This window comes from Arthrospira sp. PCC 9901, from assembly GCF_059013425.1.
This window is the reverse complement of record NZ_CP102296.1, coordinates 284,249-299,640: the sequence shown is the minus strand read 5'-3', so window position 1 is coordinate 299,640 and position 15,392 is coordinate 284,249. Positions and strand designations below refer to the sequence as shown.

Below are 15,392 nucleotides of genomic sequence, written 5' to 3'. Positions count from 1 at the left end.
TTTGATTTGATGATTTCTGGGAGAGAGGGGGGGTGGCGTTGGCGGTTGCACTTGGGGTATACAATTCTGGAGCATCCGACATCAGCATTTCCCAACCATTGCGCGGCGACAGAGATAACATGGGGCGATCGCTCACCATTCCTCCGGCTAGAGAAATCTCGAAAATTAAGACTGTATAGGTGATGACAGTAAATCATCCCAAAGGTGCGATAATTACAGCAGGGAAATAGCCGGAAAGATTACCCTCACCCTAAATCGGAATCCCAGGGGGGAGGGGGACTGGGAAACCATATTGCATGATTACCAAAAGAACTGTCATAATTGAGCAATCCAAAGGTTCCACAACTTGCCGCCTAGCGGAAATTGATTTAGTGGTGATACTTCCCGGCGTTCAGTTAACCGATAGGGCGATCGCCCAACTTCTTGATCGTGGCATCGAAACCATTTTCCTACGCCAAGACGGACGGTTTCGCGGCCGTCTCCAGGGACACTTTCACACCAACCCGACGGTAAGACTCGCCCAATATCGCGCCCTGGACACCACCTTCGGCATGGCTCTGGCCCAAAAGCTAATTTTGGGGAAAGTCCGTAACCAGCGATACCTTCTCCAGCGACGCAACCGAGAAACTCACGGTAAAATCACCCAATTAACTGAAGCGATCGACACGATCGCCTCCTACCTTCCTCGCCTCAAACAGACAGAAACTCCCCTCGATCGCAATGAATTAATGGGAGTTGAGGGGATCTGTGCCCGCATTTATTTTCAAGCCCTGACCCACTGGTTCCCGTCTCAATGGAAGTTCACCGGACGCAACCGCCGCCCACCTAAAGATCCCGTTAATGCCCTATTGAGTTGGGGTTACGGGGTTTTGTTGGCGCGGGTATTTGCGGCGACTGTTCAGGCGGGGTTCGACCCTTATTTGGGGTTTTTTCATGCCATCGCCCCATTTCGGCCCAATTTGGTACTAGATTTGATGGAGGAGTTTCGCCCGGTGGTGGTTGATCGGGTGGCGATCGCTATAGTTAACAGTCGGTTGATTGATCCTAACGATTTTGAACCCGCACCGGGGGAGGAGGAGGGGATCTGGTTGGGACAAACGGCGAAAAAGCTGTACTTGGGACACTTGGAACGCCAACTCCAGGATTCTATTTTATATCCCCCCCAACATCGGAAGCTGAAACTAAGTCAGATCCTTTTGGAGCAGGCGCGATCGCTGGGTCGTTGTCTGGTAGAAACTCGCCTGGACTATGAGGCTTTTATTTTTCGGTGAACTAATCGGTGCATCAGATCCTACTCTCAAGTCTTTAGAAGGATATCATTATGGCGAATTTTTGGTTGGTTTGCTACGACGTGAGGGACGACAAGCGTCGCCAACTTTTGGCGAAGTTGTTGGAACAGCGGTGTCAGCGGGTTCAGTATTCGGTGTTTGAGTGTCCCCTGGAGGAAAAAATTCTGGAGGACTTATTGAATAAGCGGTGGCTAAAGGTTTTGAATTTAGAAAAGGATAGTCTGCGGGCTTATCCCCTCAATCCCTCCACCAAAGCTCAGGTTAAGGTCTACGGGGGACCGCTTCCCTACGAACCACCAGACTTTCTCATTTTGTAAGGGTTGCGATCGTCTCATTTTTCATCACTTTGGGGCTGAAATGCCTTTGAGCCAATGATTTTCAGCAATGTAAAGTTATATTGCATTTTTTAATAATATGGCGCGACGAGGATACAACAGAAACCTGATATAAACTTGAGCTAAAAAAAGAGAAATTTGTTTTTTGGGGGGTTGACAGTCTCGCACAACTCCTGATAATATAAAAACATCGCAAAACAAACGAATTTACTCGCGCCAAACAGGCCTGTAAAGTTTTGTTAAGCACCTTCTACGTGCTCTCGCGCAAACGCACCTTGAAAACCGCATACTGTAAGGTTTCCAAAGGTATAGGGTCCAACCCTACCAATTCCCCGTCAGGGGACGGAAACTCGTATGAATATTCACCTGCGATCCACCTTTCCAGCCATCCGCGGTCCGGTCCAACCCTACCAATTCCCCGTCAGGGGACGGAAACCACCGGAGGAACTCGTAGTCCGAGCGTGAGTCTTCGTATTCGTCCATGTCCAACCCTACCAATTCCCCGTCAGGGGACGGAAACACATGTCCTCGTATGATGACAATGTGGTCCGATATGACTATGGTCCAACCCTACCAATTCCCCGTCAGGGGACGGAAACTTCAGGGTTGGGAATGGGAACAGTCGTCACGTAGAAGTGACGACTGGTCCAACCCTACCAATTCCCCGTCAGGGGACGGAAACGACTCTTCCAACTGGACTACAGTTGAAATTAATCATAAAATACTGTCCAACCCTACCAATTCCCCGTCAGGGGACGGAAACGCAATAGGTGTCGGGATAATTTCAATTCATTTTTTACTTTACTCTGTGTCCAACCCTACCAATTCCCCGTCAGGGGACGGAAACATCGCTGTTACGATCGCCGCGCCGATCACGGCAGCGATCACGTCCAACCCTACCAATTCCCCGTCAGGGGACGGAAACAACGAATGTTTTTAGCCCTTATCTTGGTTGGCGGGAATTCATGGTGTCCAACCCTACCAATTCCCCGTCAGGGGACGGAAACTGTGCACGCTGTACTCATCGGGAAAATTTTCTTCGAGTAGCGTCCAACCCTACCAATTCCCCGTCAGGGGACGGAAACCACGACATTTGCTAAAATCTCCCGCATTTCTTTCCGAGGGATAGCGTCCAACCCTACCAATTCCCCGTCAGGGGACGGAAACTTTTGCAGACGACTGTTGAGTGTTCCATTTCGCCATCGCCAAGCGTCCAACCCTACCAATTCCCCGTCAGGGGACGGAAACCTTTGCTTCTGAATGGAGCCCCTCCCGTCGAACCGTCCAACCCTACCAATTCCCCGTCAGGGGACGGAAACATTGGTTATTGATGAAGTCTCCGCAGAAACAACGCAAATGCAATGTCCAACCCTACCAATTCCCCGTCAGGGGACGGAAACCAAGTTCAACAAATGACAGATTCAAGGTTACCGCGATTGTTGACTAGTCCAACCCTACCAATTCCCCGTCAGGGGACGGAAACACGTGAAGTTTTGTCACGTGACAAAACCTTTCATCAGTCCAGGTCCAACCCTACCAATTCCCCGTCAGGGGACGGAAACTTTTTCTGGATCTGTTACGGGTTTTTTATTTTTTTTATCCTGTCCAACCCTACCAATTCCCCGTCAGGGGACGGAAACAAACTAAATCTGTCTGCCTCATCAGCTACTATCACTAATCTTTCAAAGTCCAACCCTACCAATTCCCCGTCAGGGGACGGAAACTGAGGGGGCTGAGGGAGCCACCTGCGTTTTTGCAGACGACTGTCCAACCCTACCAATTCCCCGTCAGGGGACGGAAACTCTTTGTGCAGGCATTCAGGCACCTGGTGCACTGAAAGAGTCCAACCCTACCAATTCCCCGTCAGGGGACGGAAACCCTTTTAAATATGCTTCTATTGCAACACTAATTGTAAAAGGTCCAACCGTCCAACCCTACCAATTCCCCGTCAGGGGACGGAAACTTTTACCTTATCTAATAATATCAACAATGTTTGTTTGTCATCCGTCCAACCCTACCAATTCCCCGTCAGGGGACGGAAACACCCCCCAGCAATACTCATGGTGTAAAACAAATAGACTAAGTCCAACCCTACCAATTCCCCGTCAGGGGACGGAAACCACTATGAGCGAAGATTAACAGCAAAGGTAAGGGCTCGCTATTAGTCCAACCCTACCAATTCCCCGTCAGGGGACGGAAACGAGTACTTGCGATATCCTTTCATACCTGGAATCCCTTCCAGGGGTCCAACCCTACCAATTCCCCGTCAGGGGACGGAAACATGGAGATCATTATGGATCACTCCAGTACTGTGGAATACTTCAAGTCCAACCCTACCAATTCCCCGTCAGGGGACGGAAACCATGTTTTTTTTCAAACAGGATGTACTCATTCTTCTCTTCTTCGGGTCCAACCCTACCAATTCCCCGTCAGGGGACGGAAACAGAAAATCAGTTGTTTCTAAATTGACATCAGAACTTCTCCAGTCCAACCCTACCAATTCCCCGTCAGGGGACGGAAACAGAGGATATTTTTTAAAAATATTCAACTGTTTTGCGGTAGGACTAGTCCAACCCTACCAATTCCCCGTCAGGGGACGGAAACTTAAACATCAGTATCCCAAGGGTCATCAATGACCCCAGGTCCAACCCTACCAATTCCCCGTCAGGGGACGGAAACGAAGTCTATAACCGGAGGTCCTAAGATATCCTCAAATTCTTGAGTCCAACCCTACCAATTCCCCGTCAGGGGACGGAAACTTTGGCTCGGAACATATATCGTGTGTCCTCATAATTTTTGTCCAACCCTACCAATTCCCCGTCAGGGGACGGAAACGGGAATTTCCCCCGCACATACAACGCACTGAACGTACTCTGACGGGGTCCAACCCTACCAATTCCCCGTCAGGGGACGGAAACCACCAAAGCATAAAAGGAAAATTATGGAAGTCATCTATCAAGTCCAACCCTACCAATTCCCCGTCAGGGGACGGAAACCGATTGCAGCCTCCTGCATAAAATCATCAATTTGCCATCCTGTCCAACCCTACCAATTCCCCGTCAGGGGACGGAAACATTGAGTGAAAGATATATTAAATTGGTCTTCAGTAATACCTAATAGTCCAACCCTACCAATTCCCCGTCAGGGGACGGAAACTCTGAGGAGTCTTACTGGGGATGTATGCCACATCGCCATAAACAATAGTCCAACCCTACCAATTCCCCGTCAGGGGACGGAAACGCTTCACTAGCTGGACGCCTTAATCCCGTGTTCCTGGAAAAGGGTCCAACCCTACCAATTCCCCGTCAGGGGACGGAAACACCGCCTGCCAGGGACGCACTGGGATTTTCCCAATCTTGTCGTCCAACCCTACCAATTCCCCGTCAGGGGACGGAAACACCCGGGGGTCAGCAACCGACTGTGGTACGACCTCCAAAGTCCAACCCTACCAATTCCCCGTCAGGGGACGGAAACCCTCGCCCTTTTATTTCGTAGTCGGAGGCTACGAAGGACGACCCTGTCCAACCCTACCAATTCCCCGTCAGGGGACGGAAACTTGCTTACTAGCGGGGTCAATTGGTATTAAGGATGGTCCAACCCTACCAATTCCCCGTCAGGGGACGGAAACCCTAAGGAGGCAGAGAGACTAATCGTGCGTGGAGCAGAGAATGTCCAACCCTACCAATTCCCCGTCAGGGGACGGAAACGTACAGACCTTCCCAGAAACGTGTATTTTGGGACCTTGTCCGAGTCCAACCCTACCAATTCCCCGTCAGGGGACGGAAACTAATCTCCCAAGATCCGTACTTCTCATCGAGCAAGATGTCGACGTTTGTCCAACCCTACCAATTCCCCGTCAGGGGACGGAAACACTACCTCTAAATGTTTATTGAACAATCTATAGGTTGGGTCTAAGGTCCAACCCTACCAATTCCCCGTCAGGGGACGGAAACTTACCGTCGGCCTTCGGGTAGGCCATGCTGATCACCGGTTGCCCGTCCAACCCTACCAATTCCCCGTCAGGGGACGGAAACGGCGCGATCGCCCTCCATTTAGGCGTCAGTGTCCAACCCGACCAATTCCCCACCAGGGGACGGAAACGGCGCGATCGCCCTCCATTTAGGCGTCAGTGTCCAACCCGACCAATTCCCCACCAGGGGACGGAAACCGGCGATAAAACCGAGTGGTCAAAAAAGCGCCAATGGTGAAGTCTTGTTAATCAAAGTGTGGGGGGGGTTGGGAAACCGTGTGAGGAGAAGATATTTCCCATCAATTAACCTTCCACTTCCTGATTAGTTGGTTGGGGGGAATTTCCTAACCTCACCTGCTTACCAATGAGACTTAAAAAAGTCGAACCAAAATGCTGAATTTCCAGAAAGTTAGCATAAGCAGGCGCGGGTTTATAAATCCTAAAACTCTTCATAATTCCCAGCGTCGCCGCGCTTTCCAGGGGACCCACAAAACTACTATCGCGGTCTAAAAAATAAGGCTGTTTTACCCAATGTTCCATCTGGTTATTATTCAGGAAATAACAGCCAGCGTGGGGGTTTAAGCTGCGATTAAATTGAATGGGTTGTTCCATCACTTTACCCACCAATTGGGGGCGATCGCGTATATTTTGAAACTTCGCGGTTACATGGGGTAATAAATCCCCATCCACATAGGCTTTATTAATCGGTCCGTAGGGGGATACCTCATAACGATTAGGTTGCAAAAGGCAATCATCCCCCCCATAAGCATTAAACCAAGCCAACTTGACAAAAAACCAGGGGTCATGGAGAATTAAATCATCCTCCATATAACAATAATAATCATACTTTCCCAGAGCATCTCGCAGCAAGGCTTGACACTCAAACCCCAATTTCATCGGTTCCGCTTCCGTGGGACAATGGCGGTAAAACCGAGGGGGAAGTTGCAGTTGATTAAGCAGGTGACAGTCCTGGGTCGTACAAAGGAGAATATCAAGTATATTATCCTGGGCGTTATTAACCCCAAAAGCCTCACATTTCCCAATATCAATAATACATTGGCGTTGGTCATAGAGGGCGCGCAATGCGGTTAAACTCATGGTTAGTCCAATTAACCTTGGTCGCGGATCCTTACTCAGAGACCCGTGGGTAGCGTCTCCCTGGGAGTTAAAAAAGTGGGGAATAGTAACTAAAATTCGCATGGCGCGGGTTGACAATAAGTTAAACTGCTAGAATCTAGGGAGTCTCTCAAACGGCTTGAGTCTGTGTCAAAGGCGGTGTCCTGGCTTGACGGAGGGTAGCCGCTTGGGTTAGTAATGACTCCGCAAAGGCGATCGCCTCTTGAACCGATCGCCCACTAGCCAACTGAGCCAATTCTTCCCGCCGCCCGGGAGTATCCAGGACCGTTACCCGCACCACCGTCCGCTGTTTAACCGCCTCCTCCGTATCCTGGGGAGAGTTACCAATAACCACCTTCGCCACCCGAAAATGATGATCCGCCATAGCCGCCACCAGAGGTTGATGAGTCACACACAGAACCTGATGACAATGACTAAGCTGGTATAATTTTTGAGCGATCGCCGTAGCCACCCGTCCCGACACCCCCACATCAATTTCATCAAAAACCAAAGTTCCCGACCCCTCAATTTGGGAAAAGCAGGCTTTCAGGGCTAACAGAAACCGACTCATTTCCCCCCCAGAAGCCGTCTCACTCAAAGGTTTAATCGGTTCACCCGGATTAGGACTCAAACAGAATTGTATCTGGTCAGCGCCCATTGGTGACGGGGAAGTGGGGGTAATTTGCACCTGAAACCGGACACTATCCATAGCCAAAGGCTGCAACTCGGCGATCAGATGAGTTTCCAGACCACGGGCGATTTTTTCACGTTCCCCCTGAGAAGGTCGCAGACTTGTTTAAGTTTCCCCTGCGCCTCAAAATAAGCCTTCTCCAGAGTTTCCAGGGAATTTTCCCCATCCTCCAGTTGCGCCAACTCCTGCTCAATGGCATTATAATAATCCATCACCTCACGGAGAGTCTGACCATATTTCCGACAAATCTGTTTGAGGTCAGCAATGCGGTCTTCCACCTCCTGGAGTCTTTCCGGGTCCGACTCCAACTGTTCACCATAGCGCCCTATTTGCTGTCCCGCTTCCGTCACTTGTGCTAAAGCATCTTCCACCATAGCCAAAATAGGTTGCAGTTGGGAGTCATATTCCACCAAGTCCCGCAAAACCATTTCCGCCTGACTCAACAGATCCGCCGCGGCCAATTCTCCCTTATCATTCTGATAGAGGGCTTGACAAATGCCATAACTTTGGTGCTGCAACTCCACCACATGACTGAGGCGCTGTTGTTCCTGTTGTAGAGCCTCCAACTCCCCCGCATCCGTCAGATTAGCATTTTGCAGTTCCCTAATTTGATATTGCAATAAATCTATACGCTGTAGCCGTTGCTGGGAGTCTTGGCGGCGTTTTTGTAGGGCGTTTTGCACCTCCCTAGCGCGCATATAAGCCTCCCCAACCCTTTCGCGCAACCGGAGAGTATTACTTCCCCCATACAAGTCTAACCATTCCCGTTGTAGCGCCGGTTTCCCCAACTGTACCGTCTGACCTTGGGCGGTAATTTCCACAAAGCGATCGCGCAGACGGTCTATAATTCCACGACCGACCAGAATGCCATTTAATCGGGATCTACTGCGAAACTTATCCTGATTTACCACCAATTCCCGACAACAGACTACCAGGGAACCATCTACCAGGTCAATTTCCTGTTGTCGAAACCAGTCAATCAAACCAGGGTCTACCTCAAAGCAAGCCTCCAAAATAGAGCGATCGCAACCTGTACGAATACTACGGCGATCGACCTTTCCCCCCAAGACGGCATCAACTGCATCCAAAATAATCGACTTACCCGCCCCAGTTTCCCCGGTAAACACATTCAACCCCGGTCCGAATTCCAGGTCCAGGTGGTCAATTAAGGCAAAATTTTCGATCCGCAGTGATATCAACATATAGTCGATAGTAGCAAATTGTGCATAATCAACCCGTACCAGTTCCCTCAACCCGATTGGTTCCCGACTCCGTTTAAAATCATATACCAACAGAGGTTGAATTTCTGTCGCCGATGCACTAAATTTTAGCCATGTGGGTGATTGTCGTCAATGAGGGGGGGGTAGTAGTAGCTTGGATCTGTATCAATCTCTGCTGAAACCGATTTTATTTAAAGGCCTGAAAGTCGATCCAGAGTGGGCGCATCATCAAACCTTGGAACTTCTCCATTGGATAGACACCCACAAATCAAATCTCCCCCTATCCTGGCTAGAATCGCAACTACAGCCCCGATTCAGCCTAGTTGACCCCCGACTCCAGCAAACCATGTGGGGGCTAAATTTCATCAATCCCGTGGGGTTAGCCGCTGGTTTTGATAAAGACGGCGTGGCGGCGGGGTTATGGGGAAGTTTTGGCTTTGGGTTCACCGAATTAGGCACAGTGACCTTACACCCGCAACCCGGAAACCCGCGCCCGCGTTTGTTTCGGCTACTAGAAGATGAAGCAGTTTTAAATCGTATGGGGTTTAATAACCAAGGCGCTGCCACCCTAGCCCACCGTTTACAGAATTATACTCCTTCTAGCCTCGGTCCGACAATACCCCTAGGCATCAACCTAGGAAAATCGAAAATCACCCCCCTACAGGAAGCAGCCAGCGACTATCTTGGGAGTTTTCAGCTATTGCGAGACCTAGGTGATTACTTTGTAGTGAATGTGTCGTCACCGAATACACCAGGTTTGCGATCGCTACAAGGAAGCACAGAACTCAATGAAATCCTAACAGTTTTACAACAGGAAAACATAGCAGCATCGAAGCCCCTATTCATAAAAATCGCCCCCGACCTAGAATGGAAAGCGATCGATGATATAATAGAACTAGCCCGAACCCATAACCTAGCGGGTATAATTGCCACCAACACCACCATTAGTCGGGACAACCTAAAAACCCAATGGTTACCCCAAACCGGAAACCCGATAACTTCCGAAGCCGGAGGAATTAGTGGCGCACCCCTAAGGGAAAGGTCTACCGCCGTCATTCGCCATATATGGGAACAAACCAACGGTGAAATTCCCATCATTGGCGTTGGTGGCATTTTCACCGCCGAGGACGCTTGGGAAAAAATCACGGCTGGGGCTTGTCTCCTCCAAGTATACACCGGATGGGTTTACGAAGGTCCTCTAATGGTACATCGTCTTCTAACGGGACTCCTACAAAAACTAGAACACCACGGACTCAACCACATTTCCCAAGCCATAGGCGTGGCGGGTTCCGCAGTCAACCACATTTCCGATATTCCGTAGGGGCGCGCCTCCGCAGTCAACCACATTTCCCAGCAGTAAGATTAATAAACCCGCCCCCCTCCACGGTCAACCACATTTCCGATATTCCGTAGGGGCGGGTTCCACAGTCAACCACATTTCCCAGCAGTAAGATTAATAAACCCGCCCCCCTCCAGAGTCAACCACATTTCCGATATTCCGTAGGGGCGGGTTCCGCAGTCAACCACATTTCCCAGCAGTAAGATTAATAAACCCGCCCCCCTCCAGAGTCAACCACATTTCCGATATTCCGTAGGGGCGGGTTCCACAGTCAACCACATTTCCCAGCAGTAAGATTAATAAACCCGCCCCCCTCCAGAGTCAACCACATTTCCGATATTCCGTAGGGGCGGGTTCCACAGTCAACCACATTTCCCAGCAGTAAGATTAATAAACCCGCCCCCCTCCACGGTCAACCACATTTCCGATATTCTGTAGGGGCGGGTTCCACAGTCAACCACATTTCCCAGCAGTAAGATTAATAAACCCGCCCCCCTCCACGGTCAACCACATTTCCGATATTCCGTAGGGGCGGGTTCCGCAGTCAACCACATTTCCCAGCAGTAAGATTAATAAACCCGCCCCCCTCCACGGTCAACCACATTTCCGATATTCTGTAGGGGCGGGTTCCGCAGTCAACCACATTTCCCAGCAGTAAGATTAATAAACCCGCCCCCCTCCACGGTCAACCACATTTCCGATATTCCGTAGGGGCGGGTTCCGCAGTCAACCACATTTCCCAGCAGTAAGATTAATAAACCCGCCCCCCTCCACAGTCAACCACATTTCCGATATTCCGTAGGGGCGGGTTCCGCAGTCAACCACATTTCCCAGCAGTAAGATTAATAAACCCGCCCCCCTCCACAGTCAACCACATTTCCGATATTCTGTAGGGGCGGGTTCCACAGTCAACCACATTTCCCAGCAGTAAGATTAATAAACCCGCCCCCCTCCACGGTCAACCACATTTCCGATATTCCGTAGGGGCGGGTTCCGCAGTCAACCACATTTCCCAGCAGTAAGATTAATAAACCCGCCCCCCTCCACGGTCAACCACATTTCCGATATTCCGTAGGGGCGGGTTCCACAGTCAACCACATTTCCCAGCAGTAAGATTAATAAACCCGCCCCCCTCCACGGTCAACCACATTTCCGATATTCCGTAGGGGCGGGTTCCACAGTCAACCACATTTCCCAGCAGTAAGATTAATAAACCCGCCCCCCTCCGCAGTCAACCACATTTCCGATATTCTGTAGGGGCGGGTTCCACAGTCAACCACATTTCCCAGCAGTAAGATTAATAAACCCGCCCCCCTCCACGGTCAACCACATTTCCGATATTCCGTAGGGGCGGGTTCCGCAGTCAACCACATTTCCCAGCAGTAAGATTAATAAACCCGCCCCCCTCCGCAGTCAACCACATTTCCGATATTCTGTAGGGGCGGGTTCCACAGTCAACCACATTTCCCAGCAGTAAGATTAATAAACCCGCCCCCCTCCGCAGTCAACCACATTTCCGATATTCTGTAGGGGCGGGTTCCACAGTCAACCACATTTCCCAGCAGTAAGATTAATAAACCCGCCCCCCTCCACGGTCAACCACATTTCCGATATTCCGTAGGGGCGGGTTCCACAGTCAACCACATTTCCCAGCAGTAAGATTAATAAACCCGCCCCCCTCCAGAGTCAACCACATTTCCGATATTCCGTAGGGGCGGGTTCCACAGTCAACCACATTTCCCAGCAGTAAGATTAATAAACCCGCCCCCCTCCACGGTCAACCACATTTCCGATATTCTGTAGGGGCGGGTTCCGCAGTCAACCACATTTCCCAGCAGTAAGATTAATAAACCCGCCCCCCTCCACGGTCAACCCAACGCCACCATCTCTCCATCATGTTGGGTTTCACCCAACCTACATGGGTTTTGGGAAGTAAGAGAAAATTACCACCGTTGATTCTGTTAATATTAATTTTTTGGGAAAATTTAGTTACAATATGTAGTAACAGTCAAGGCATGGAATTTGAATGGGATGAAACTAAACGTCTGACGAACCTCCGCAAACATGGCATTAATTTTATTGATGTTCCCCTTGTTTTTGATGGAGATATCGTAACCTTTGAAGATGACCGATTCAATTATGGAGAGCAGAGGTTTGTGACTTTGGGTTTGTTGCAAGGGCGAGTGGTCGCTATTGTCCATACAGAACAAGAAAAATGTATTCGGATTATTTCTGCGAGAAAAGCTACTAAATATGAACAACAAATTTACTTCGAGCAACTCTCAAACTGACTGGAACCGCCTAGACCGGATGACTGATGAAGAAATTGATTTTTCTGATTGTCCTGAAATTACGCCAGAAATGGTTACTAAAGCAGTAGTTAGGCGAGGTTCACCTAATTATCAGACCAAAACACAAGTGACTTTAAGTATTGATAGTGATGTTTTAGACTGGTTTAAATCGCAAGGTCAGAGTTATCAGACTGAGATTAATCGTTTACTGCGATCGCATATGGAAGCCCAGCAATAGCCTTTTTTCCCAATTTGAGTAGGTTGGGTGGAGGTACGAAACCCAACGCCACCGTCTCTCCATCATGTTGGGTTTCACCCAACCTACATGGCTGGGGTTTTGGCAAGTAGTCAACCACATTTCCCAGCAGTAAGATTAATAAACCCGCCCCCCTCCACAGTCAACCCAACGCCACCATCTCTCCATCATGTTGGGTTTCACCCAACCTACTAAAATTATTAATTGTTAATTGTCGCTAATACATCAGCAATAGTCTGGGAAGGGACTCGATCGCTAATAGTTACTGTGCCAATTTCCCTGGGGAGAATAAAGCGGACTTGACCATCTTTCACCTTTTTATCAGTTTGTAGGATATCGATGATTTCATCAATCTTTAATCCTTGGGGAAGATGAATAGGTAAACCTGCCTTTTTAATCAGTAATTCCTGGCGGCGATCGCCATCATTTCCCCATAATTGCATCTTCACCGCAATTTGACTAGCAGCAACCATCCCAATAGCCACCGCTTCCCCGTGTACCAATTCCAAGTATCCCGTCAGACTCTCCACCGCATGACCGATAGTATGACCATAATTCAAAATCGCCCTCAGTCCCGATTCCTTTTCATCCTTGCTAACCACATCAGCCTTACTTTGACAGGAACGAACTATAATTTCGGTGAGTAGTTCCCCCGTCAAATCATCAATGCTATGGAGGTTATCTGCCTCTTCTAGGCGTTCAAATAACTGTTTATCCCAAATCACCCCATATTTAATCACCTCCGCCATTCCCGCCCGAAATTCTCGTGCTGGTAGAGTCGTCAAAACCTGCGGATCTATCACCACTAAACGGGGTTGATGAAAAGCGCCAATCAAGTTTTTACCCTGGGGATGATTTACCCCTGTTTTCCCACCAATAGAAGCATCCACCATAGCCAGTAGAGAGGTGGGAACCTGTACAACATTAATTCCCCGCAGCCAGGTAGCAGCAGCAAACCCGGTCATATCTCCAATTACTCCCCCCCCTAAAGCGATCATAGTGGAACTACGTTCTAGGCGGTGTTCTAGGGCGCTATTATAGATAGATTGGACGGTGGAGAGTGTTTTATACTGTTCTCCAGCGGGAAGGACTACTGAGGAAACCTGAAAGCCAGCATTCTCCATTGAGGCGATCGCCCTTTGTCCGTAGTGTGCAAAAATTTCCGGGTTAGATACCAATAGGGCTTTTTTTCCTAACTTCAGGGAAGACACCAAAGACCCCAAGCGGTCTAAATTCCCCGCCGCCACAGAAATATCATAGGACATTGGCCCCAAATTCACCCGAATGACAGACGACATGATGGCTTCCTCGCAAATTCCGCTAATTTCCCATAGAAGGCTATATTCTAGCGCAGGTCGTGTTTCAATGGAAAATGAAAAAGTTAACTTATCGGGAGATATTGACGATGACCATTGATGGTGCGATCGCTTATGCTTTACTCTATGTAGTAGCTATCGGCGCTGCGGCTGGCATTATGTTCACCCTGCGACTGGTAAAACTGATCTAAATAGTCTCATAGGCTAATTATGCTGTATCTGCGAACTTAATCTGATTCGCCGATGCAGCATTAATCTATAATTGGGGAAATTAGCGATTTTCGGTATTGAGTTGTTTCTCCAATTTCCGACTGGCTAAAGACATTAAATAGCAGAATAGCCAGTAGATAATACCCACGAATAGATAAACCTCCGCATAGCGTCCCAAAAATTGAGGGTTAGCTAAAATTGAACGGCTTATCCCTAGCAATTCTACCAGTCCGACTATGGCTAATAGGGTGGTGTCTTGAAACAGGCTAATAAACTGACCGACAATGGAGGGGATGGAGATTTTTAGGGCTTGCGGTAAGATAATTAAAACCATAGTTAAGGGTGCATTCATACCTAGGGCTTTGGCGGCTTCATATTGACCCCTGGGGATAGCTTGTAGTCCGCCTCGGACGTTTTCTGCTAGGTAGGCTGAACTAAACATGGTTAAACCTACGATCGCCCTCAAAATGCGATCGGGTCGCATTCCTTCTGGTAAAAATAGGGGGAGAAGAATTTGACCCATAAACAGAATGGTAATTAGGGGTAAGCCTCTGATAATTTCAATATAGGCGATGGATAATCCTCTAATTACTGGTAAATCGCTTTGTCTACCTAAAGCTAATAAAACGCCGATGGGAAAACATAGTAAAATGCTAATTACTGACATCAGCAAGGTTAGCATTAATCCTCCCCATAGGTCGGTGGAAACTCCCCTTAATCCTAAGCCGCCACCTATTAACCACAGGCTGATAATTAATAGCACAAACCAAGAAAAAGGCAGCCATTTTCCCAGTAGAGGTTTCCGGCTGCCAATTTTTCGCCCTCCCCAACTGCTAAATACTAGGACACATAATAGGGCGATCGCTATGATACGATAAGATATGGCAGTTGGTAATAAAGCCATTAACATGGCGACGACACTCAGGAAAATGACAATATTTTGGCTGAAGAGGATGGTTTGGCGGCGGGCTAAAAATCCCCAGGTCAGACCTGATAAAATGCTAACTATTCCCAACAATAACCACAAGCGCCAATATTGATCACTGGGAAACCGACCGACCATAAATAGGTGCAAATTGGCGGGGATTACTTCCCATTGGGCGACTAATCTCGCCCAGGATACAAACCCTACTAACATCCATAGTAGGAAACTGGCGATCGCTATGGTAACTAACCCATTGTACCAGGTATTAAACAGGTTATCACGCAGCCATTGGGGAAAGTCTGTTGACTGGGAAGGGGCTTGACGGGTTAAGGTAGGTTCAGGATTTGCTGTCATTTTTAGAATAGGTAATTCTTAACTGTGATGGTGGGGAAGGTTGGGGATTTTGAGATTTGCTAAAACCGCCCTGATAGTCA

At 48.8% G+C, this 15,392-nt stretch carries 10 protein-coding genes, 1 pseudogene and 1 CRISPR repeat array; of the genes and pseudogenes, 7 read left to right on the top strand and 4 right to left on the bottom strand.

What is annotated here, in order from left to right; genetic code table 11:
• Positions 1-38 precede the first annotated feature (38 nt).
• From NLZ44_RS01500 to cas2, 3 genes are all read left to right on the top strand, one after another.
• Entirely contained in the window at positions 39-179 is a 141-nt protein-coding gene (locus NLZ44_RS01500; protein WP_158536323.1) for a hypothetical protein, read from the top strand.
• Positions 180-296: 117 nt separating this feature from the next.
• Entirely contained in the window at positions 297-1,271 is a 975-nt protein-coding gene (gene cas1, locus NLZ44_RS01495) for a CRISPR-associated endonuclease Cas1 (RefSeq protein WP_493751656.1), read from the top strand.
• A gap of 50 nt (positions 1,272-1,321) precedes the next feature.
• Positions 1,322-1,606: a CRISPR-associated endonuclease Cas2 gene (gene cas2, locus NLZ44_RS01490; RefSeq protein ID WP_006624641.1), complete on the top strand. Its 285-nt coding sequence runs from the start codon at positions 1,322-1,324 to the stop codon at positions 1,604-1,606.
• Positions 1,607-1,937: 331 nt separating this feature from the next.
• Positions 1,938-5,792: direct repeats of the CRISPR family, unit length 37 nt; unit sequence GTCCAACCCTACCAATTCCCCGTCAGGGGACGGAAAC.
• A gap of 105 nt (positions 5,793-5,897) precedes the next feature.
• On the opposite strand, the gene NLZ44_RS01485 is transcribed toward cas2, so the two are convergent.
• On the bottom strand, positions 5,898-6,794 hold the full coding sequence (locus NLZ44_RS01485; RefSeq protein ID WP_006670771.1) for a hypothetical protein: 897 nt from the start codon (positions 6,792-6,794) through the stop codon (positions 5,898-5,900).
• A gap of 46 nt (positions 6,795-6,840) precedes the next feature.
• Positions 6,841-8,603 (bottom strand): annotated as a pseudogene (recN, locus tag NLZ44_RS01480) (DNA repair protein RecN).
• A 172-nt stretch (positions 8,604-8,775) separates the two neighbouring features.
• Between recN and NLZ44_RS01475 the strand changes: the two are divergent.
• From NLZ44_RS01475 to NLZ44_RS01465, 3 genes are all read left to right on the top strand, one after another.
• The gene (locus NLZ44_RS01475) at positions 8,776-9,942 is read left to right on the top strand and encodes a quinone-dependent dihydroorotate dehydrogenase (protein WP_493751655.1); all 1,167 of its coding nucleotides are present in this window, start codon (positions 8,776-8,778) and stop codon (positions 9,940-9,942) included.
• Between the two features lie 1,913 nt (positions 9,943-11,855).
• Positions 11,856-12,251, top strand: coding sequence for a BrnT family toxin (locus tag NLZ44_RS01470; protein ID WP_006624650.1), 396 nt, complete (start codon positions 11,856-11,858; stop codon positions 12,249-12,251).
• Positions 12,214-12,489, top strand: a complete 276-nt coding sequence (locus tag NLZ44_RS01465; protein ID WP_006670774.1) for a BrnA antitoxin family protein — start codon at positions 12,214-12,216, stop codon at positions 12,487-12,489. Before NLZ44_RS01470 ends, NLZ44_RS01465 begins: the two co-directional genes overlap by 38 nt.
• A 218-nt stretch (positions 12,490-12,707) precedes the next feature.
• Here the strand turns inward: NLZ44_RS01465 and aroB are convergent, their stop codons facing one another.
• Positions 12,708-13,805, bottom strand: a complete 1,098-nt coding sequence (gene aroB / locus NLZ44_RS01460) for a 3-dehydroquinate synthase (RefSeq protein WP_008050342.1) — start codon at positions 13,803-13,805, stop codon at positions 12,708-12,710.
• A 74-nt stretch (positions 13,806-13,879) separates the two neighbouring features.
• Between aroB and petL the strand changes: the two genes are divergently transcribed.
• Complete coding sequence (gene petL, locus NLZ44_RS01455; protein WP_315641842.1) at positions 13,880-14,014, top strand: cytochrome b6-f complex subunit PetL; 135 nt, start codon at positions 13,880-13,882, stop codon at positions 14,012-14,014.
• 80 nt (positions 14,015-14,094) lie between these two features.
• Here petL and NLZ44_RS01450 read toward each other — a convergent pair whose 3' ends face one another.
• Complete coding sequence (locus NLZ44_RS01450; RefSeq protein ID WP_493751654.1) at positions 14,095-15,312, bottom strand: amino acid ABC transporter permease; 1,218 nt, start codon at positions 15,310-15,312, stop codon at positions 14,095-14,097.
• Between the last annotated feature and the right edge of the window lie 80 nt (positions 15,313-15,392).

What these genes read in the sequence shown, in the direction of transcription:
- cas1 (WP_493751656.1), top strand. Translation starts at nt 297, where the DNA reads ATGATTACCAAAAGAACTGTCATAATTGAGCAATCCAAAGGTTCCACA.
- cas2 (WP_006624641.1), top strand. Translation starts at nt 1,322, where the DNA reads ATGGCGAATTTTTGGTTGGTTTGCTACGACGTGAGGGACGACAAGCGT.
- NLZ44_RS01485 (WP_006670771.1), bottom strand. Translation starts at nt 6,794, where the DNA reads ATGCGAATTTTAGTTACTATTCCCCACTTTTTTAACTCCCAGGGAGAC.
- NLZ44_RS01470 (WP_006624650.1), top strand. Translation starts at nt 11,856, where the DNA reads ATGTTGGGTTTCACCCAACCTACATGGGTTTTGGGAAGTAAGAGAAAA.
- NLZ44_RS01465 (WP_006670774.1), top strand. Translation starts at nt 12,214, where the DNA reads ATGAACAACAAATTTACTTCGAGCAACTCTCAAACTGACTGGAACCGC.
- aroB (WP_008050342.1), bottom strand. Translation starts at nt 13,805, where the DNA reads ATGTCGTCTGTCATTCGGGTGAATTTGGGGCCAATGTCCTATGATATT.
- petL (WP_315641842.1), top strand. Translation starts at nt 13,880, where the DNA reads ATGAAAAAGTTAACTTATCGGGAGATATTGACGATGACCATTGATGGT.
- NLZ44_RS01450 (WP_493751654.1), bottom strand. Translation starts at nt 15,312, where the DNA reads ATGACAGCAAATCCTGAACCTACCTTAACCCGTCAAGCCCCTTCCCAG.